This is a genomic window from Kitasatospora sp. NPDC036993, from assembly GCF_055607525.1.
This window is the reverse complement of sequence record NZ_JBVJRP010000027.1, coordinates 57,170-78,869: the sequence shown is the minus strand read 5'-3', so window position 1 is coordinate 78,869 and position 21,700 is coordinate 57,170. Positions and strand designations below refer to the sequence as shown.

Genomic DNA, 21,700 nt, shown 5'->3' with positions numbered 1-21,700 from the left:
TGGGGTCTGGGTCGGGTGGCGGCGCTGGAACTGCCGGATGTGTGGGGTGGGTTGGTCGATCTTCCGTCGGTGGTGGACGAGCGGGCCGGGCGCCGGTTGGTGGCCGTGCTCGGTGGTCTCGGCGGTGCGGAGGATCAGGTCGCGGTGCGTTCCTCGGGCGTGTACGGCCGCAGGTTCGTGCACGCGCCGCAGCCGGCGGGTCGTGGTGGTGTGTGGACGCCGTCCGGCACGGTGCTGGTGACCGGTGGTCTGGGTGCGCTGGGTGCGTCGGTGGCCCGTTGGCTGGCCGAACGCGGCACGCCGCACCTGGTGTTGACCGGCCGGCGCGGCGGCGAGACGCCGGGTGCCGCCGAGCTGGTGGCCGAACTGACCGGCCTCGGCGCCCGGGTGACGGTCGCCGCGTGCGACGTGGCGGACCGCGACGAGGTGGCCGCGTTGCTGGCGGGGATTCCCGCCGAGCTGCCGCTGACCGGTGTCGTGCACACCGCCGGTGTGGTGGACGACGGCATGCTGGACTCGCAGTCTCCCGAGCGCTTCGAGACCGTCTTCGCGGGCAAGGTCGGCGGTCTGCTGCATCTGGACGAGCTGACCGCCGGTCTGGGCCTGGACCTGTTCGTGGTGTTCTCCTCGCTGGCGGGCACCCTGGGCAGTGCCGGGCAGGGCAACTACGCCGCCGCCAACGCCTTCCTGGACGCCTGGATCCAGCAGCGCCGCGACCGCGGCCTCGCCGGACTCTCGATCGCCTGGGGCGCCTGGGCACAGGACGGCCTCGCCACCGGCGAGGTGGTCGTCGAGCGGCTGCGGCGCGGCGGCGTGGTGCCGATGGACCCGGAGTCGGCGGTCCAGGCCCTGGCCAGGGCCGTCGACCAGGACGAGACCGACGTCAGCGTCGCCGACATCGACTGGCCGCAGTTCCTCGGCGGCTTCACCGGCTCCCGTCCGAGCGCCCTGCTCGCGGACCTTCCGGAAGCCGCCGCACGGCCCGCGGCCGCCGGGGCCGACGCCGCCGCGCCGGTGCGCTCCGAGCTGGCCTCGGCGCCGGCCGGACAGCGCCGCCAGTTGCTGCTCGACATCGTCCGGGCCCAGGCCGCGTCCGTGCTCGGCCACGCCTCGGCCGACGCGGTGGCGCCCGCCAGGGCCTTCCGGGAACTGGGCTTCGACTCGCTGACCGCCGTCGAACTGCGCAACCGGATCAGCGCCGAGACGACCCTGCGGCTGCCGACGACGCTCGTGTTCGACCACCCGACGCCGACCCGGCTCGCCGACCACCTGCTCGGCCTGATGCTCGGCGACGACACCCTGCTGACCGAGACGATGCTGACCGAGGCGATGACTCCCGCCCCGGCCGGGACCGACGAGCCGGTCGTGATCGTCGGCATGAGCTGCCGCTTCCCCGGCGACGTCGGCACGCCCGCCGAGCTGTGGCAGCTGCTGGCCGACGGCGTGGACGGCGTCGGTCCGTTCCCGACCGACCGCGGCTGGGACCTCGACCGTGACGCCGGGGCGTACGCGCCGGAGGGCGGTTTCCTGCGGCACGCGACCGACTTCGACGCGAGCCTGTTCGGCATCTCGCCGCGCGAGGCGCTGGCGATGGACCCCCAGCAGCGGCTGCTGCTGGAGGCGTCCTGGGAGGCCTTCGAATCGGCGGGCACCGATCCGCTGTCCGTCCACGGGGCCCCCGTCGGCGTCTTCGTCGGCACCAACGGCCAGGACTACGGCACCCTGCTCGCCGCCTCGGACGAGGAGGTCGAGGGGCACGTGCTGACCGGCAACGCCGCGTCGGTGCTCTCCGGCCGGGTGGCGTACGCGTTCGGGCTCGAAGGCCCGGCGATGACGGTGGACACCGCCTGCTCCTCCTCGCTGGTCGCCCTGCACCTGGCGGCTCAGGCGCTGCGCCGCGGCGAGTGCGAACTGGCGCTGGCCGGCGGTGTCACCGTGATGTCCACCAACACCGCCTTCGCCGAGTTCGCCCGGCAGGGCGGGCTGGCCGCCGACGGCCGCTGCAAGGCCTTCTCGGCCGAGGCGGACGGCACCGGCTGGTCGGAGGGCGTCGGTGTGCTGGTGCTGGAACGGCTCTCGGACGCGCAGCGGCTCGGGCACCGGGTGCTGGCGGTGGTGCGGGGTTCGGCGGTGAACCAGGACGGTGCGTCGAACGGTCTGACGGCGCCGAACGGGCCTTCGCAGGAGCGGGTGATCCGGCAGGCGCTGGCGAGTGCCGGGCTGTCGGCCGCCGAGGTGGACGCGGTGGAGGCGCACGGCACGGGCACCAAGCTGGGTGACCCGATCGAGGCGCAGGCGCTGCTGGCGACGTACGGCCGGGAGCGGGCGGGCGAGCCGCTCTGGCTGGGTTCGATCAAGTCGAACATCGGCCACACCCAGGCCGCCGCCGGTGTCGCTGGTGTGATCAAGATGGTGCAGGCCATGCACCACGGCGTGCTCCCGGCCACCCTGCACGCGGACCGGCGGACCTCGGAGGTGGACTGGTCGGCGGGCGCGGTGGAGCTGCTGAGCGAGTCCCGCCCGTGGCCGGAGCTGGACCGGCCGCGCCGGGCCGGCGTCTCGTCCTTCGGGATCAGCGGCACCAACGCCCACGTGATCCTGGAGGCCGCGCCGGCGGTGGCGGCCGAGGAGCCGGTGGCCGTCGAGAGTGTGCTGCCGTGGCCGGTGTCGGGGCGGTCGGCCGCCGCACTGGCGGCGCAGGCCGGCCGGCTGGCCGAATCCCTGGCGGGTGAGCCGCGGTTCGGAGCGGTGGAGGTGGCCAGGGCGCTGGTCTCCCGGGCCGCCCTGGACCACCGCGCGGTGGTGTTCGGCGGTGACCGGGCGGCCCTGCTGGACGGCCTGGCCGCGCTGGCGGCGGGCGAGCCGTCGGCCCAGGTGGTCCCGGGCGTCACGGCGGAGGGGCGGACGGCGTTCCTGTTCACCGGTCAGGGCGCGCAGCGGACCGGTATGGGACGCGGGTTGTACGAGGCGTTCCCGGTGTTCGCCGAGGCCTTCGACGCGGTCTGCGCGGAGTTCGACCTGCTGCTGGACCGTCCGGTGAAGGACGTGGTGTTCGAGGGCGCCGAGGATCTGGACCGTACGGTGTGGACCCAGGCCGGGCTGTTCGCGGTCGAGGTCGCCTCGTACCGGATGCTCGAATCCCGGGGCGTGACAGCGGACTTCCTGCTCGGGCACTCGATCGGTGAGATCGCGGCGGCGCACGTCGCGGGGGTGTTCTCGCTGGCCGACGCGTGCGCGCTGGTGGCGGCGCGCGGTCGGCTGATGCAGGCGCTGCCGGGCGGCGGCGCGATGCTCGCCGTACAGGCCGCCGAGGCCGAGGTGCGCGCGGAGATCGGCGACCGCCTCGACGTCGCGGCCGTCAACGGGCCGACCTCGCTGGTGGTTTCGGGCCCCGCCGAGGTGGTGGACGAGTTCGCCGTCCGCTGGAAGGCCGAGGGCCGCAAGACCAGCCGGCTGACCGTCTCGCACGCCTTCCACTCGGCGCTGATGGAGCCGATGCTCGCCGAATTCGCCGCCGTCCTGGCCGAGTTGACCTTCAACGAGCCGGTCGTTCCGATCGTCTCCAACCTGACCGGCTCGACGGCCACGGCCGGCCTGCTCACCACCCCCGACTACTGGGTCCGCCAGGTTCGCGAGGCCGTCCGCTTCGCCGACGGCGTCGAGACCCTGCACAGCGAGGGTGTCACCCGCTTCGTGGAACTCGGTCCGGACGGTGTGCTGACGGCGCTGGCGGGCCGGATCCTCCCTGACGCGGTCTGCGCGCCGCTGCTGCGCAAGGACCGGGACGACCGCGAGACGGCGCTGCGGGCGCTCGCCACGCTGTGGACGGCCGGGGCGGAGATCGACTGGTCCGGGCTGCTGCCCGCCGGCCGTCCGGCCCCGCTGCCGACGTACGCCTTCCAGCGGGACCGCTACTGGCCGAGGGTGGTGCCCGGCGCGGCCGCCGTCACCGACCCGGACGAGGCCCGCTTCTGGCAGGCCGTGGAGAGCCAGGACCTCGGCGAACTCGCCGCCGCCCTGGACATCGCCCAGGCCCCCGAGGAGTTGGGCTCCGTGCTGCCGGTGCTGTCCTCGTGGCGGCAGCGGCGCCGGGTGGATTCGGTGGTGGACTCCTGGCGGTACCGGGTGGTGTGGAAGCCGCTGGCGGCTTCGGCGGACGGGCGGTTGTCCGGTCGCTGGCTGCTGGTGACGGGTGCGGGTGCGCCGTTGGAGGGTGTCGAGGCGGCGCTGGTCGCGGCCGGGGCCGAGGTCGTGCCGCTGGCCGTGGACGGTGCCGGCCGGGAGGAACTCGCGCTCCGGATCGGCGCATTGGCCGCCGAGGGTGAGCTGTCGGGCGTGGTCTCGTCGGCTTCCGGTGAGGAGTCGCACGTCGAGGGCTCGCTGGTCCCTGCCGGGGTGGCCGCCACGCTGACCCTGCTGCACGCCCTCACCGACGCGGGCGTCCGCGCCAAGGTGTGGACGGTGACGGCCGGTGCGGTCTCGACCGGTCGCGCGGACCGGCCGGCCGACCCGGCGCAGGCGCAGGTGTGGGGTCTGGGTCGGGTGGCGGCGCTGGAACTGCCGGATGTGTGGGGTGGGTTGGTCGATCTTCCGTCGGTGGTGGACGAGCGGGCCGGGCGCCGCCTGGCGGCTGTGCTCGGCGGTGCAGAGGATCAGGTCGCGGTGCGTTCCTCGGGCGTGTACGGCCGCAGGTTCGTGCACGCGCCGCAGCCGGCGGGTCGTGGTGGTGTGTGGACGCCGTCCGGCACGGTGCTGGTGACCGGTGGTCTGGGTGCGTTGGGTGCGTCGGTGGCCCGTTGGCTGGCCGAACGCGGCACGCCGCACCTGGTGTTGACCGGCCGGCGGGGCGGCGAGACGCCGGGCGTGGACGCCTTGGTCGCGGAGCTGACCGCGCTGGGCGCCCGGGTGACGGTCGCCGCGTGCGACGTGGCGGACCGCGACGAGGTGGCCGCGTTGCTGGCGGGGATTCCCGCCGAGCTGCCGCTGACCGGTGTCGTGCACACCGCCGGTGTGGTGGACGACGGTGTGCTGGACTCGCAGTCTTCCGAGCGCTTCGAGACCGTCTTCGCGGGCAAGGTCGGCGGTCTGCTGCATCTGGACGAGCTGACCGCCGGTCTGGGCCTGGACCTGTTCGTGGTGTTCTCCTCGCTGGCGGGCACCCTGGGCAGTGCCGGGCAGGGCAACTACGCCGCCGCCAACGCCTTCCTGGACGCCTGGATCCAGCAGCGCCGCGACCGCGGCCTCGCCGGACTCTCGATCGCCTGGGGCGCCTGGGCGGAACAGGGCATGGCCACCGAGCAGGTGGTGGCCGACCGGGTCCGGCGCGCCGGACTGACGCCGATGGACGCGCGGTTGGCGATGGAGGCGATGGCCAGGGCCGTCGACCACGGCGAGGACTTCGTGGCGATCGCCGACGTCGACTGGGCACGGATGCTGCCCGCCTTCGCCGGCGCCAGGACCAGCCCGCTGCTGGCCGAACTGCCCGAAGCGGGCCGGGCCGGGCAGGCCGATCACGCCGGGGCCCAACCGGTCGGAACGCAGGGGCCGGCCGGAGTGCGGGCGCTCGCGGAACTGCCCGCCGCCCAGCGCGACCGGGCCCTGCTGGACCTGATCCGCGCCTGCGCGGCGGCGGTGCTGGGGCATGCGTCGAGCGCGAGCGTCGAACCGGGCCGGGCCTTCCGCGACATCGGCTTCGACTCGCTGACCGCGGTGGCCTTCCGCAACCTGATCGGTGCCCGCACCGGCCTCCAGCTGCCGGCCACCCTGGTCTTCGACCACCCGACGCCGATCGCCCTGGGCGAGTTCCTGCTCGCCGAGCTGTACGGTTCGGCCGACCCGGCGCCGGCGCCGGACACCGCGGCCCTCGCCGCCGAGGACGAGCCGATCGCGATCGTCGGCATGGCCTGCCGGTTCCCCGGCGGTGCCCGGACGCCGGAGGCCCTGTGGTCGCTGCTCTCCGGCGACGGGGACGCGATGACCGGCTTCCCCGCCGACCGCGGCTGGGACCTGGCCGGCCGGTCGGGCTCGTACGCGGCCGTCGGCGGCTTCCTCGACGGCGCCGCGGAGTTCGACGCGACGCTGTTCGGCATCTCGCCGCGCGAGGCGCTGGCGATGGACCCCCAGCAGCGCCTGCTGCTGGAGACGGTCTGGGAGACCTTCGAGTCCGCCGGCCTGGACCCGAGGTCCGCGCGGGGCCGGTCGGTGGGCGTCTTCGCCGGCACCAACGGCCAGGACTACCCGACGCTGCTCGCCGCCTCGGCGGACAAGGTCGAGGGCCACGTCGCCACCGGCAACGCGGCGGCGGTGCTCTCCGGCCGCGTCGCGTACGCCTTCGGGCTGGAAGGCCCGGCGCTGACCGTCGACACGGCCTGCTCGGCCTCGCTGGTCGCCCTGCACCTGGCGGCCCAGGCACTGCGCCGCGGCGAGTGCGAACTGGCGCTGGCCGGCGGTGTCACCGTGATGTCCACGCCGGGGGTGTTCAGCGAGTTCGACCGCCAGGGCGGCCTGGCCGCCGACGGCCGCTGCAAGGCCTTCGCGGCCGGCGCGGACGGGACGGGCTGGGGCGAGGGCGTCGGCGTCCTGCTGGTCGAGCGGCTGTCGGACGCGCGCCGCAACGGGCACCGGGTGCTCGCGGTGGTCCGGGGCAGCGCGGTCAACCAGGACGGCGCCTCCAACGGCCTCACCGCACCGAACGGCCCCGCCCAGCAGCGGGTGATCCGGCAGGCGCTCGCCAACGCCGGGCTGTCCGCCGGCGAGGTGGACGCCGTGGAGGCGCACGGCACGGGCACCACCCTGGGCGACCCGATCGAGGCCCAGGCGCTGCTGGCGACGTACGGCCGGGAGCGGGCGGGCGAGCCGCTCTGGCTCGGCTCGATCAAGTCCAACATCGGCCACACCCAGGCCGCCGCCGGTGTCGCGGGCGTGATCAAGATGGTCCTGGCGATGCGGCACGGCGTGCTGCCGGCCACCCTGCACGTCGGCGAGCCGTCGCCGCAGGTCGACTGGTCGGCGGGCGCGGTGGAACTGCTCACCGAGTCCCGCCCGTGGCCCGAGACGGACCGTCCGCGCCGGGCCGGCGTCTCGTCCTTCGGGATCAGCGGCACCAACGCCCACATCATCCTGGAGTCCGCCCCGGCCGCGGACCCGGCGCAGGCCCCGGCCGCCGTGCCGCCGGGCGGGCTGCCGTGGCTGCTCTCCGCGCAGAGCCCCGAGTCGCTGCGGGCCCAGGCGGACCGGCTCACCGCGCACCTGGACGCCGCGCCCGGCCACGACCCGGTGGACGCCGCCTGGTCGCTGGCCACCGGACGGGCCGGGCTGGCGCACCGCGCCGTCGTGCTCGGCGGCGACCGGGACGCGCTGCGCTCCGGCGCCGGGGCGCTCGCCGCGGAGGCCTTCTCGCCGGCCGTGGTCACCGGCACCGTACGGGAGGGCCGGGTGGCCTTCCTGTTCACCGGCCAGGGCGCCCAGCGGACCGGCATGGGCCACGAACTGTACGAGGCGCAGCCGGTGTTCGCCGAGGCCTTCGACGAGGTCTGCGCCGAGTTCGACCTGCTGCTGGACCGTCCGGTGAAGGACGTGGTGTTCGACGGCGCCGAGGATCTGGACCGTACGGTGTGGGCGCAGGCCGGGCTGTTCGCGGTCGAGGTCGCCTCGTACCGGTTGCTGGAATCCTGGGGTGTGGTACCGGAGTTCCTGCTCGGGCACTCGATCGGTGAGATCGCGGCGGCGCACGTCGCGGGGGTGTTCTCGCTGGCCGACGCGTGCGCGCTGGTGGCGGCGCGGGGCCGGCTGATGCAGGCGCTGCCCGAGGGCGGGGCGATGCTCGCCGTGCAGGCCACCGAGGCCGAGGTCATGGCGGCGCTGGAGGGCCGCCTCGATGTGGCCGCCGTCAACGGGCCTTCCTCGGTGGTGGTTTCGGGCCCGGCGGAGGTGGTGGACGAGTTCGCCGAGCGCTGGAAGGCCGAGGGCCGCAAGACCAGTCGGCTGACCGTCTCGCACGCCTTCCACTCGGCGCTGATGGAGCCGATGCTCGCCGAATTCGCTGCTGTCCTGGCCGAGTTGACCTTCAACGAGCCGGTCGTTCCGATCGTCTCCAACCTGACCGGCACGACGGCCGGGCCAGGGCTGCTCACCACCCCCGACTACTGGCTGCGCCAGGTCCGCGAGGCCGTCCGCTTCGCCGACGGCGTCGAGACCCTGCACCGCGAGGGTGTCACCCGCTTCGTGGAGCTCGGCCCGGACGGCGTGCTGTGCGCGATGGCCCAGCAGTCCGTCTCCGAGGCCGTGTTCGCCCCCGTGATGCGGCGCGACCGCGACGAGGCCGAGACCGCGCTGCACGCGCTGGCCCGGCTCTGGACGGCCGGCGCCGAGGTGGACTGGCCGGCGGTCCTGCCGCGCGGCCGGCGGGTGGACCTGCCGACCTACGCCTTCCACCACGAGCGGTTCTGGCCGACCCCGGCGCCCGCGCCGGCGCCGTCCGGGGACGCCGTGGAGTCCCGCTTCTGGGAGGCCGTCGAGCGCGAGGACCTGGACGAGCTGGCGGGCACCCTGCGCCTCGGCGAGCACGCCCGGGTGCTGGGCGAGATCCTGCCCGCGCTCTCCTCCTGGCGCAGGCTGCGCCGCCAGGACTCGGTGCTGGACAACTGGCGCTACCAGGTCACCTGGAAGCCCGTGCCGGTCGCCGAGCCCGAACTGGACGGCAGCTGGCTGGTGGTCGTCCTCGACGGTGCGGACCCGGAGCTCGCCGAGGGCGTGCGCACGGCGATCCGCTCCGCCGGAGCGGGCACCGTCGACCTCGCGCTGGACCCGGCGGACCTCGACCGGGCCGCGCTCGCGGCCCGGATCCTGGACGCGGTCGAGGGCGTGCCCGACGTCGTCGGCACGGTGCTGCTGGCCGCGCCCGACGGTGCGCCCGACGGCCCCGCCGCCGTGTCGCCGGCCGTGGCGGCCGCTCTGGTGACGGTGCAGGCGCTCGGCGACGCCAACCTGAAGACCCCGCTGTGGACGCTCACCAGGGGCGCCGTCAGGACCGGCCCCGGCGAGGTGCTCGCCGACCCGGCCCAGGCGCAGGTCTGGGGCCTCGGCCGGGTCGCCGCGCTGGAGCACCCGCAGCGCTGGGGCGGCCTGGTCGACCTCCCGGAGAGCCTGGACGCGGCGTCCGGCCGGACGCTGGCCGGGGTGCTGGGCGGCACCCCGGGCGAGGACCAGGTCGCGGTGCGCGGCACCGGCGCGGCCCTCGTCCGGCGCCTCGTCCGGGTCGACGCCACCGACGGCGCGCCGGAGCCCACCTGGGCCCCGGCCGGCCCCGGCACGGTGCTGGTGACCGGCGGCACCGGCGCGCTGGGCGCGGTGGTCGCCCGCTGGCTCGCCGGGTCCGGCGTCACCAGGCTGCTGCTGACCGGCCGGCGGGGACCGGCGGCGCCCGGCGCCGCCGAGCTGGTCGCCGAACTCGCCGGGCTGGGCGCCGAGGCGACCGTCGTGGCCTGCGACGCCGCCGACCGGGAGCAACTGGCGGCGGTGCTGGCGGAGATCCCGTCGGACGCCCCGCTGACCGGCGTGGTGCACGCGGCCGGGGTGCTGGACGACGGCACCCTCGACTCCCTCACCCCGGAGCGGCTGGAGACCGTCCTGGCGGCGAAGGCGGCCGGCCTGGTCCACCTGGACGAGCTGACCGGGGACCTGGACTTCTTCGTGGCCTTCTCCTCGCTGGCCGGCACCGTCGGCAGCGCCGGGCAGGGCAACTACGCCGCGGCGAACGCCTTCCTGGACGCCTGGATGGAACACCGGCACGACCGGGGCCTGCCCGGGGTGTCGGTGGCCTGGGGCCCGTGGGCGCGGGAAGGCATGGCCACCAGCCAGGTGGTCACGGAGCGGCTGCGCCGCCACGGCGTCCCGGCGATGGACCCGCGCTCGGCGGTCCGGGCCCTGGCCAGGGCGATCGGCGAGGACCGGCCCCACCTGGTGGTCGCGGACATCGACTGGCCCACCTTCGCGCCCCGGTTCGCCGGGACGCGGCCGAACCCGCTGATGCGCGACCTGGCGGAGTTCGCGGCGCTGGTCCCGCTGGTCCCCGGCGCCGTCACCCCGGACGGTGCCGCCGGGCTGCGCCAGGAGCTGGCCGCGCTGCCAGCCCCGCAGCGGCAGCGGATGCTGCTCGACCTGATCCGCGCCCGCGCCGCCGCGGTCCTCGGCCGCGGCAGCGCCGAAGCCGTCGCGCCGGACCAGGCGTTCCGGGAGATGGGGTTCGACTCGCTGATCGCGGTGGAGTTCCGCAACCTGCTGCACCACGAGACCGGCCTCAGCCTGCCGGCCACGCTGGTGTTCGACCACCCGACGCCCACCGCGCTCGGCACCCACCTCGGCGGCCTGCTGCTGCCGGAGGAGGCCGACCGGCCGGCCGGCCTCGCGGCGGACCTGGACCGGCTGGAGGCCAGGCTGCTGCGGTTCGACGCCGACGAGCGCGAGCGGGCGGACGTCGCCGCCCGGCTCCAGGGCCTGCTGGCCCACCTGGCCGGGGCGGACGGGACGCAACCGCAGGACGCGCTGGACGACGCCAGTGCGGACGAGGTCTTCGACCTCATCCGGAAGGAATTCGGGGGCCCGGCTTGATCGGCGTCGAGGCACCACTCGTGAAGGGGAAGACCCATGGCGGATGACCAGAAGCTGCTCGACCATCTGAAGTGGGTGACGACCGAACTTCGCCAGGCGCACCGCCGGATCCGCACCATCGAGGACCGCGCGCAGGAGCCGATCGCGATCGTCGGCATGGGCTGCCGCTTCCCCGGCGGCGTCCGGACGCCCGCCGACCTGTGGCGGCTGGTGGCCGAACGCACCGACGCGGTCGGCGACTTCCCCGTCAACCGGGGCTGGGCCGAGGACGAGGACGAGGACTACGCCCGGCAGGGCGGCTTCATCCACGACGCCGACGAGTTCGACGCCGCGCTCTTCGGCATCAGCCCGCGCGAGGCCACCGCCATGGACCCGCAGCAGCGGCTGCTGCTGGAGGCCTCCTGGGAGGCCTTCGAGGCGGCGGGCCTGAACCCGCGCGCGCTGCGCGGCAGCCGCACCGGCGTGTTCACGGGCACCAACGGCCAGGACTACGGGCTGGTCGCGCTCGCCTCCCCGGAGGGCCTGGAGGGGCACATCGCGACCGGCACCACCGCCAGTGTGATGTCGGGCCGGCTCTCGTACGTGTTCGGCCTGGAGGGCCCGGCGGTCACCGTGGACACCGCCTGCTCCTCCTCGCTGGTGGCCATGCACTGGGCGGCCCAGGCGCTGCGCTCCGGCGAGTGCGACCTGGCCCTCGCGGGCGGCGCCACCGTGATGTCCACCCCCGGCGGGTACGCCTCCTTCAACCGGCAGGGCGGGCTGGCCTCCGACGGCCGCTGCAAGGCCTTCGCGGCCGGCGCGGACGGAACGGGTTGGGGCGAGGGCGTCGGCGTGCTGGTGCTGGAGCGGCTCTCCGACGCCCAGCGGCTCGGGCACGACGTGCTGGCGGTGGTGCGGGGTTCGGCGGTGAACCAGGACGGCGCCTCCAACGGTCTGACGGCGCCCAACGGGCCCTCGCAGGAGCGGGTGATCCGGCAGGCGCTGGCGAGCGCCCGGCTGGAGGCCGCCGAGGTCGACGCGGTGGAGGCGCACGGCACGGGGACCAGCCTCGGCGACCCGATCGAGGTGCAGGCGCTGCTGGCGACGTACGGGCAGGAGCGGGCGGGCGAGCCGCTCTGGCTGGGCTCGGTCAAGTCGAACATCGGCCACACCCAGGCGGCGGCCGGTGTCGCGGGCGTGATCAAGATGGTGCAGGCGATGCGGGAGGGCGTGCTGCCGGCCACCCTGCACGTCGACGAGCCGACCCCGCACGTGGACTGGTCGGCGGGCGCGGTGGAGGTGCTGGCCGAGGCCAGGCCGTGGCCGGAGCTGGACCGGCCGCGCCGGGTGGGCGTGTCGTCCTTCGGGATCAGCGGCACCAACGCCCACGTCATCCTGGAGTCCGCGCCGGAGACGGCTCCCGAGGAGCCTTCGGCGGTGCCGGTGCCGGTGCCGGGCCCGCTGACGGGGTCGGTGCCGTGGCCGGTGTCGGGGCGGACGGCCGAGGCGCTGTCGGCGCAGGCCGGGCGACTGGCCGAATTCCTTCGTGGTGAGCGGGAGTTCGCTCTGGCGGACGTGGCCGCGACGCTGCTCTCCCGGGCCGGGCTGGAACACCGTGCGGTGGTGCTCGGCTCCGATCGGGACGGCCTGGTGGAGGGCCTGGCGGCGGTGGCCGAGGGGCGCCCCGCGGCCGGTGTGGTGTCGGGCACCGTGACCGGGGGCCGGACGGCGTTCCTGTTCACGGGGCAGGGTGCGCAGCGGGCCGGGATGGGCCGGGGTCTGTACGAGGCGTTCCCGGTGTTCGCGGCGGCCTTCGACGAGGTCTGTGCGCGGTTCGACCTGGGCAGGCCGCTCAAGGACGTGGTGTTCGAGGGCGCCGAGGACCTGGACCGGACGATGTGGGCCCAGGCCGGGCTGTTCGCCGTCGAGGTCGCTTCGTACCGTTTGCTCGAATCCTGGGGCGTGGTACCGGAGTTCCTGCTCGGGCACTCGATCGGGGAGATCGCGGCGGCGCACGTCGCGGGGGTGTTCTCGCTGGCCGACGCGTGCGCGCTGGTCGCGGCGCGGGGCCGGCTGATGCAGGCGCTGCCGGAGGGCGGCGCGATGCTCGCCGTGCAGGCCGCCGAGGCCGAGGTGCGCGAGGCGATCGGTGAGCGGCTGGACGTCGCGGCCGTCAACGGGCCTTCCTCGGTGGTGGTTTCGGGCCCCGCCGAGGTGGTGGAGGAGTTCGCCGCCCGCTGGAAGGCCGAGGGCCGCAAGACCAGCCGGCTGACCGTCTCGCACGCCTTCCACTCGGCGCTGATGGAGCCGATGCTCGCCGAATTCGCCGCAGTCCTGGAGCAGTTGACCTTCGCCGAGCCGCAGATCCCGCTGGTCTCCAACCTGACCGGCGAACCCTCCGCGCCCGGGATGCTCACCACCCCGGACTACTGGCTGCGCCAGGTCCGCGAGGCCGTCCGCTTCGCCGACGGCGTCGACACCCTGGGCCGTCAGGGCGTCACCCGCTACGTCGAACTCGGCCCGGACGCCGTGCTGGCCGGTCTGGCCGGACAGTCGGCCGCCGACGGGACCTTCGCCCCGCTGATGCGCCGCGAGCGGGACGAGGCCGAGACCGCCCTGACCGCCCTGGCCGTCCTCTGGACCACCGGCGCCGAACCCGACTGGTCCCGGGCCGTCACCGCCGGCCGCCGGACCGAGCTGCCGACCTACGCCTTCCAGCGCGAGCGCTACTGGCCGAAGCCCACCGCCGGCTCCGGCGACGTACGGGCCCTCGGCCAGATCGGCGCCCGGCACCCGCTGCTGGGCGCCGTCATCGCCCTGAACGGCGGGGGAGTGGTGCTGACCGGCCGGCTGAGCCTGGCCACGCACCCCTGGCTCGCCGACCACGCCGTCCTGGACACCGTGCTGGTGCCCGGCACCGCCCTGGTGGAGCTCTCGCTGCGGGCGGGCCGGGAGGCCGGCTGCGAGGTGCTGCGGGAGCTGGTGATCCAGTCGCCGCTGGTGCTGCCCCAACAGGGCGGCGTCGCCGTCCAGGTGAGCGTCGGAACGGCCGACGAGGCGGGGGACCGCACCGTGGAGGTGCTGTCGCGCGCCGAGGCGGAGGACGCCGAGTGGGTGTGCCACGCCGTCGGGGTGCTCGCTCCGGCGGGCGCGCCCGCCGCACCCGCCACGCCCGCCGCCTGGCCGCCCGCCGGTGCCGAGCCCGTCGACCTCACCGGCTTCTACGAGCGGCTGACCGCCGTCGGCTACGGCTACGGCCCGGCCTTCCAGGGCTTGCGGGCGGCCTGGACGGCCGGCGACAGCGTCCACGCCGAGGTCGTCCTCCCCGAGGCGGCCGCGGGCCAGGCCGAGGCGTTCGGCCTGCACCCCGCGCTGCTGGACGCGGCCCTGCACGCGGTGGGCTTCTCCGCCGCCACCGACGAACACCGCGCCGCCCGGCTCCCGTTCGCCTGGACGGGCGTCCGGCTGCACGCGGCCGGCGCGTCCGCGCTGCGGGTGACCCTGACCGTGACCGCCGACGGCATGGCGCTGGGCGTCGCGGACGGCACCGGGGCCCCGGTGATGACCATCGACTCCCTCGTGCTGCGCGAGGTCGAGGCCGCCCAGCTGGGCCCGGCCGTCGACCCCGCCGTCGCCAGGTCGCTGTTCGAACTCGGCTGGACCCCGGTGACGGCGCCGGACGGCACCGTCGAGCCGTCCGCCCTGGCCCTGCTCGGCCCGGACCTCCGGTCGCTCGACGCGCCCCGGTTCCCCGGCCTGGCCGAGCTGCTCACCGCGCTCGACGGCGGGCGGCCCGCGCCGCGGCTCGTCGTGCTGCCCGTCCCCGGCACCGCCACCGCCACCGGCACCGGCACCGACGCCGCCGCCGACCTGCCCGGCCGGGTGCGGGAGACGGCCGGCCGGGTCCTGGCGGACCTCCAGGCCTGGCTGGCCGAGGACCGGCTGACGGACAGCAGGCTGGCGGTCGTGACGCGTGGCGCCGTCGCCGTCGGGCAGGGGCCCGTCGACCCGGTCGCCGCGGCCGTCCGGGGCCTGGTCCGCTCCGCGCAGACCGAGAACCCCGACCGGATCGTGCTGGTCGACCTGGAGCATGACGGCCCGGACGGCGACGGCCCGGGCGACTGGTGCCGGATCGCCGTCCACGGCGACGAGCCGGTCCTGGCCGTCCGTGCCGGCGTGCTCCTCGCCGCCCGGCTCGGCCGGCCCTCGGACGCGCTCGCCGTGCCGCCGGGGCGGGACGCCTGGCGGCTGGACACCCTCGGCCCCGGGACGCTGGAGAACCTCGCCCTGGTCGCCGCCCCGGACGCCGACCGGCCGCTCGGCCCCGGCGAGGTGCGGGTCGCCGTCCGCGCCGCCGGCGTGAACTTCCGGGACGTCCTGATCGCGCTCGGCATGTACCCGGAGCGCGCGCCGATGGGCGCCGAGGCGGCCGGCGTGGTGCTGGAGACCGGCCCCGGTGTCGAGGACCTCGCCCCCGGCGACCGGGTGTTCGGCTTCTTCTCCGGCGGCATCGCCGCCACCGCGGTCACCGTCCGCGACCTGCTGGCCCGCATCCCGGACGGCTGGACCTTCGCCCGGTCCGCCGCCGTCCCGCTGGTGTTCGCGACCGCCTACTACGGGCTGCGCGACCTGGCCGACGCCCGGCCGGGCGAGTCCGTGCTGATCCACGCCGCGGCCGGCGGCGTCGGCATGGCCGCCGTCCAGCTCGCCCGCCACCTGGGCCTGGAGGTGTACGGCACCGCCGGCCCCGGCAAGTGGGACGTGCTGCGCGGCCAGGGCCTCGGCGACACGCACATCGCCTCCTCCCGGGACCTGGACTTCGAGGAACGGTTCCGGGAGAGCACCGGCGGGCGCGGCGTCGACGTGGTGCTCAACGCGCTGGCCGGCGAGTTCGTGGACGCCTCGCTGCGGCTGCTCGCCCCCGGCGGGCGGTTCCTGGAGATGGGCAAGGCCGACGTCCGCGACACCGTCGGGCGCGACGACGTCACCTACCGCGCCTTCGACCTCGGCGAGGCGGGACCGGCACGGATGGGCGGGATCCTCGCCGAGGTCATCGCCCTGTTCGACGCCGGCGCCCTGCACGCCCTGCCGACCACCGCCTGGGACGTGCGCAACGCCGTCGAGGCGTACCGGCACATCGGCCAGGGCCGGCACGTCGGCAAGAACGTCCTCACCGTGCCCGCGCCGCTCGACCCCGAGGGCACCGTCCTGATCACCGGCGGCACCGGCACCCTCGGCGGGCTGCTCGCCCGCCACCTGGTGACCGGTCACGGCGTACGGCACCTGCTGCTGCTGAGCCGGCAGGGCCAGGCCGCCGCCGGGGCCGCCCAACTGGTCGGGGAACTGAGGGAACTGGGCGCCGAGGTGACCGTCGCGGCCTGCGACGCCGCCGACCGGGACGCGCTGGCCGCCCTGCTCGCCGAGATCCCCGCCGCGCACCCGCTGACCGGCGTGGTGCACACCGCGGGCGCCCTGGACGACGGCGTGTTCGGCGCGCTGACCCCGGCCAGGCTCGACACGGTGCTGCGCCCCAAGGTGGACGCCGCGGTCCACCTGCACGAGCTCACCGCCGGCGCCGACCTGGCCGCGTTCGTGCTCTACTCCTCCGCCGCCGGCACCTTCGGCACCGGCGGCCAGGCCGGCTACGCGGCCGCCAACGCCTTCCTGGACGCCCTCGCCGCGCACCGCAGGGCGGCCGGCCTGCCCGCCCAGTCGCTCGGCTGGGGCCTGTGGGAGAAGGCCAGCGCCCTCACCGGCCACCTCGCCGACGGCGACACGGTCGTCAGCGGCGACCGCCTCGGCGGCACCCTGAGCGCCGGCCTCGGCCTGGCCCTCCACGACCGCGCGGCCGCCCTGCCCGCCGCGCACCTGCTGCCGATCGCGCTCGACCTCTCGGCCGCCCGCGGCGCGACCGCCGAACCGCCGTCCCTGCTGCGCGGGCTGGTGCGCTCGGCCCTGCGGCGGGCCGCCGCGGGAGAGCGGGCGGACGGGCAGGCCTCGCTGGAGCGCCGCCTCCAGGGCCTGGAGGAGAGCGCACAGCGCCAGCTGCTGCTCGACCTGGTCCGGACGAACACGGCGACCGTGCTCGGCCACGCCGGGGCCGAGGCGGTCGGCCCGCAGCAGGCCTTCAAGGACCTCGGCGTGGACTCGCTGGCCGCGGTGGAGCTGCGCAACCGGCTGAACGCCGCCACCGGGCAACGGCTGCCCGCGACCCTGGTGTTCGACTACCCGACGGCCACGGCCCTCGCGGACTTCCTCGCCACCCGGCTGCTCGGCACCGCCGCCGAGGCAGCCGGGACCAGGACCGCGGCCGCCGTCGCCGACCCCGGCGAGCCGATCGCCATCGTCGGCATGGCCTGCCGCTTCCCCGGCGGGGTGGCCTCCCCGGCCGACCTGTGGCGGCTGGTGGCCACGGGCCGGGACGGGATCGCCGGCTTCCCGACCGACCGCGGCTGGGACCTCACCGGGCAGTCCGGTGCGTACGCGCCGCTGGGCGGCTTCGTCGACGACGTCGCGGACTTCGACGCCGGGCTGTTCGGCATCTCGCCGCGCGAGGCGCTGGCGATGGACCCGCAGCAGCGGCTGCTGCTGGAGGCCGTCTGGGAGGTCTTCGAGTCCGCGGCGCTCGACCCCGGGGCGCTCAGGGGCGAGTCGATCGGCGTCTTCGCCGGCGCCGCCCCCTCGTACTACGGCGTCGACGTGGAACTGCCCCAGGGCACCGAGGGGCACCGGCTGACCGGTGGCGCGACCAGCGTGCTGTCCGGCCGGGTGGCGTACGCCTTCGGTCTGGAGGGCCCGGCGATGACCGTCGACACCGCCTGCTCCTCCTCGCTGGTCGCCCTGCACCTCGCCGTCCAGGCGCTGCGCGGTGGCGAGTGCGACATGGCGCTCGCGGGCGGCGTGACGGTGATGACCGGCTCCGGGGTGTTCAGCGAGTTCGCCCGGCAGGGCGGGCTGGCGCCGGACGGCCGGTGCAAGGCCTTCGCGGGCGGTGCGGACGGGACGGGCTGGGGCGAGGGCGTCGGCGTGCTGCTGGTCGAGCGGCTGTCGGACGCGCGCCGCAACGGGCACGAGATCCTGGCGGTGGTTCGGGGGAGCGCGGTCAACCAGGACGGTGCCTCCAACGGCCTCACCGCCCCCAACGGCCCGTCCCAGCAGCGGGTGATCCGGCAGGCGCTCGCCAACGCGGGGCTGTCGGCCGCTGAGGTGGACGCGGTGGAGGCGCACGGCACGGGCACCAGGCTCGGTGACCCGATCGAGGCCGGGGCGCTGCTCGCGACGTACGGGCAGGAGCGGGCGGGCGAGCCGCTCTGGCTCGGCTCGGTGAAGTCCAACATCGGGCACACCCAGGCCGCGGCCGGCGTCGCGGGTGTGATCAAGATGGTGGAGGCGCTGCGGCACGGGACGCTGCCGGCGACCCTGCACGTGGACGAGCCGTCGCCGCACGTGGACTGGTCGGCGGGCGCGGTGGAGCTGCTGACGGAGGCCAGGGCGTGGCCGGAGGCGGATCGGCCGCGCCGGGCGGCCGTGTCGTCCTTCGGGATCAGTGGCACCAACGCCCACGTGATCCTGGAGTCCGTGCCGGCCGTCGAGTCCGCCGAGTCTCCGGCTGTCGAAGGTCCGGTGCCGTGGCTGCTGTCGGGCAAGACCCCGGCCGCGCTGGCCGCGCAGGCGGGGCGGCTGCGGGAGTTCGCCGCGGAGCGTGCGGAGTTGGCGGTGTCCGATGTCGCCGGGTCGCTGTTGTCGCGGGCCGCTCTGGAGCACCGCGCGGTGGTGCTGGGCGCGGACCGGACCGCGCTGCTGGACGGGCTCGACGCCTTCGACGCCTTCGACGGCGAGGGTGTGGTGCGGGGCCGGGTGGTGCCGGGTGACGTGGTGTTCGTCTTCCCGGGGCAGGGTTCGCAGTGGGTCGGGATGGCGCGTGAACTCGCCGAGGCCTCACCGGTGTTCGCGGCGCGACTGGCGGAGTGTGAGGCGGCGCTGGCGCCGTACGTGCCGTGGTCTCTGACCGGGGTGCTGCGCTCGGCCGCCGAGCTGGACCGGGTGGATGTGGTCCAGCCGGTGCTCTGGGCGGTGATGGTGTCGCTGGCCGAGGTGTGGCGGGCCCATGGTGTCCGGCCCTCGGCCGTGATCGGCCACTCCCAGGGCGAGATCGCGGCCGCGGTGGTCGCGGGTGCGCTGTCCGTGGAGGACGGTGCGCGGGTGGTGGCGCTGCGGAGCCAGGCGATCATCGAACTCGCGGGCGGCGGCGGCATGGTGTCCGTCGCGGCGGGCAGCGCGGTGGTCGGGGAGCTGATCGCGCCCTTCGACGGCCGGATCTCCGTCGCCGCGTACAACGGCCCGTCCTCGACGGTGGTTTCGGGTGAACCGGAGGCCCTGGACGAGCTGGTGGCGCTCTGCGAGTCCCGTGAGGTGCGGGCCCGCCGGATTCCGGTGGACTACGCCTCGCACTCGGCCCAGGTGGACCGGCTGCGTGAGCGCATCCTGGACGACCTGGCCGAGGTCGCTCCGGTCACCTCCGCGGTGCCGCTCTTCTCGACTCTCACGGGCATGTCGATCGACACGGTGCGGATGGATGCCGGGTACTGGTTCGACAACCTGCGCTCCCCGGTCCGCTTCGAGGAGGCGACGCGTGCGCTGCTGGCCGGTGGCCGGTCGGTGTTCGTGGAGTGCAGTCCGCACCCGGTGCTGACCGTCGGTGTGCAGGAGACCGCCGACGCGGTCGAGGCCGAGGCGGCCGTGCTGGGCACCCTGCGACGCGGCCAGGGCGGCCCCGAGCAGCTGCTGACCGCCCTGGCCGAGGCCTGGACCGCCGGCGTGGCCGTCGACTTCGCGTCGCTGCTGCCCGCCGCCCGCCGCATCGGACTGCCCACCTACGCCTTCCAGCGCGACCGCTACTGGCCGGACCAGGCCCCGGCCGCCGGCCCGCCGGCGACCGGCGCGGCCGACCCGGTGGAGGCCGGCTTCTGGGCCGCCGTCGAGCGCGGCGACCTGGCCGAGCTGGCCGACACCCTCGATCTAGGGGCGAACGCGCTGGACCAGGTCGTGCCCGCGCTCGCCACCTGGCGCACCCGCCGCCGCCGGGACGCCACCATCGACGGCTGGCGCTACCGCGTCGACTGGACCCCGCTGACCGGCCTGCCCGCCACCGGGCTGCTGGACGGCACCTGGCTGGTCGTTGCCCCGCAGGAATCCGAGCTCACCGACTGGGCCGTCACCGCGCTGCGCGCCGCCGGAGCCGAGGTGACCGTCCTGCTCGACCCCGGCACCGGCCCGGATGCGCTGGCCGCCGGGCTCGCCGAGGCGGCCGCAGCACCGGGCGCCGTGGCCGGCGTCCTGTCGCTGACCGCCGCCGTCGGCGCCGCCCTGCCCGCCTCCGCCCTTCCCGAGGGCACCGCCGCCACCCTGGCCCTGCTCCAGGCGCTCGGCCGGGCCGGCATCGAGGCGCCGCTCCGGGTGCTGACCAGGGGCGCCGTCACCACCGGCGGCGGCGACACGCTGGACAACCCGGCGCAGGCCCCGGTCTGGGGCCTCGGCCGGGTGGCCGCACTGGAGCACCCGGAGCGCTGGGGCGGCCTGGTCGACCTGCCGCAGGACGTCGACGCCAGGACCGGCGACCTGCTGACCGCCCTGCTGTCCGAGGACACCGACGAGGACCAGATCGCGATCCGCGCCACCGGGCCGCTCGCCCGCCGGCTGGTGCGCGCCCCGCTGGACCCCGCCCTTCCGGTGCCAGCCGGCTGGCGGCCCACCGGCACCGTCCTGGTGACCGGCGGCCTGGGCGCGCTCGGCGCCGAGTCCGCCCGGTGGCTGGCCGGGCGCGGCGCGCCGCACCTGCTGCTGCTCGGCCGGCGCGGGGCCGACACCCCCGGCGCGCAGGCCCTCGCGGAGGAACTGACCGGGTACGGCAGCCGGGTCACCCTGGCCGCCTGCGACACCGCCGACCGCGACGCCCTGGCCGCCGTCCTGGCAGGAGTGCCGCAGGACCAGCCGCTGACCGCCGTGCTGCACGCCGCCGGAGTCGACGGCCAGGCCCCGCTGGACGAGGCCGGCACCGGCCACCTCGACGCGGTGCTGGGCGCCAAGCTCGGGGGAGCGGTGCACCTGCACGAGCTGACCCTCGGACTCGACCTGGAGCAGTTCGTCGTCTTCTCCTCGGTCTCCGGGATCTGGGGCGGCGGCGGCCAGGGCGCGTACTCGGCCGGGAACGCGTTCCTGGACGCACTGGTGGAGCACCGCCGGGCCCGCGGCCTGGCCGGCACCTCGGTCGCCTGGGGCGCTTGGGCGGGCGCGGGAATGGCCGCCACCGGGGACACCGACGGCCTGCTGCGCCGCGGCGTGACCCCGATGGACCCCGAACTGGGCATCCAGGCCCTCGCCCAGGCCGTCGACCGGGCCGAGCACGGCCTCACCGTGGCCGCGGTGGACTGGGAGGCCTTCGGCGCGGCCTTCACCTCCACCCGGCCCAGCCCACTGCTGGCCGGGCTGCTCACCGGCCCGGCGGAGGCCGGGAGTCCGGAGCCCGCCGAGCCGGAGGACGCCGACGAGGCGGCCGCCCTCGTCGCGCGGCTGACGGCGGCACCGCTGCGGCAGCGCCCGCAGATCCTGGTCGACGTGGTGCGCGCCCAGGCGGCCACCGTGCTGCGCTACCAGGACGGCCGCACCCTCACGGCCGGCCAGGCCTTCAAGGACCTCGGCTTCGACTCGCTGACGGCCGTCGAGCTGCGCAACCGGCTGAGCCGGGTGACCGGGCTGCGCCTGCCGCCGAGCCTGGTGTTCAACCACCGCACCCCCAACGGGGTGGCGGCCTTCCTCGGCGAGCAGCTGGGCGTCCTGACCGAGGACCGGCCGGCCGGACCGGACGAGGCGGCGGTGCGTGCCGCCCTGGCCGCCATCCCGATCGAACGGCTGCGGGAGGCCGGGCTGATGGACACCCTGCTGGGCCTGGCCGGGGCCGCCACCCCCGAGCCGGCCGGCCCGCTGGACGACCCGGGCACCCAGGACGGCCCCGACGGGCCGGACGAGCCGGACGGTCTCGGCGACCTGGACGACCTGGATGCCGACGCCCTGATCGAGATCGCCCTGAACACCGAACGAGACGACGTCTGAGCCA

At 76.1% G+C, this 21,700-nt stretch carries 2 protein-coding genes; both read left to right on the top strand.

Annotated elements, in window-relative coordinates; genetic code table 11:
* The first annotated feature begins 15 nt into the window (after positions 1-15).
* Positions 16-10,608: a type I polyketide synthase gene (locus ACZ7C5_RS35730; protein ID WP_470324269.1), complete on the top strand. Its 10,593-nt coding sequence runs from the start codon at positions 16-18 to the stop codon at positions 10,606-10,608.
* 36 nt (positions 10,609-10,644) lie between these two features.
* Positions 10,645-21,696 (top strand): type I polyketide synthase, encoded by an 11,052-nt coding sequence (locus ACZ7C5_RS35725; RefSeq protein WP_470324268.1) that lies wholly within the window; start codon positions 10,645-10,647, stop codon positions 21,694-21,696.
* Positions 21,697-21,700 lie beyond the last annotated feature (4 nt).

Coding starts and splice junctions, on each gene's coding strand:
- ACZ7C5_RS35725 (WP_470324268.1), top strand. CDS start 10,645: ATGGCGGATGACCAGAAGCTGCTCGACCATCTGAAGTGGGTGACGACC.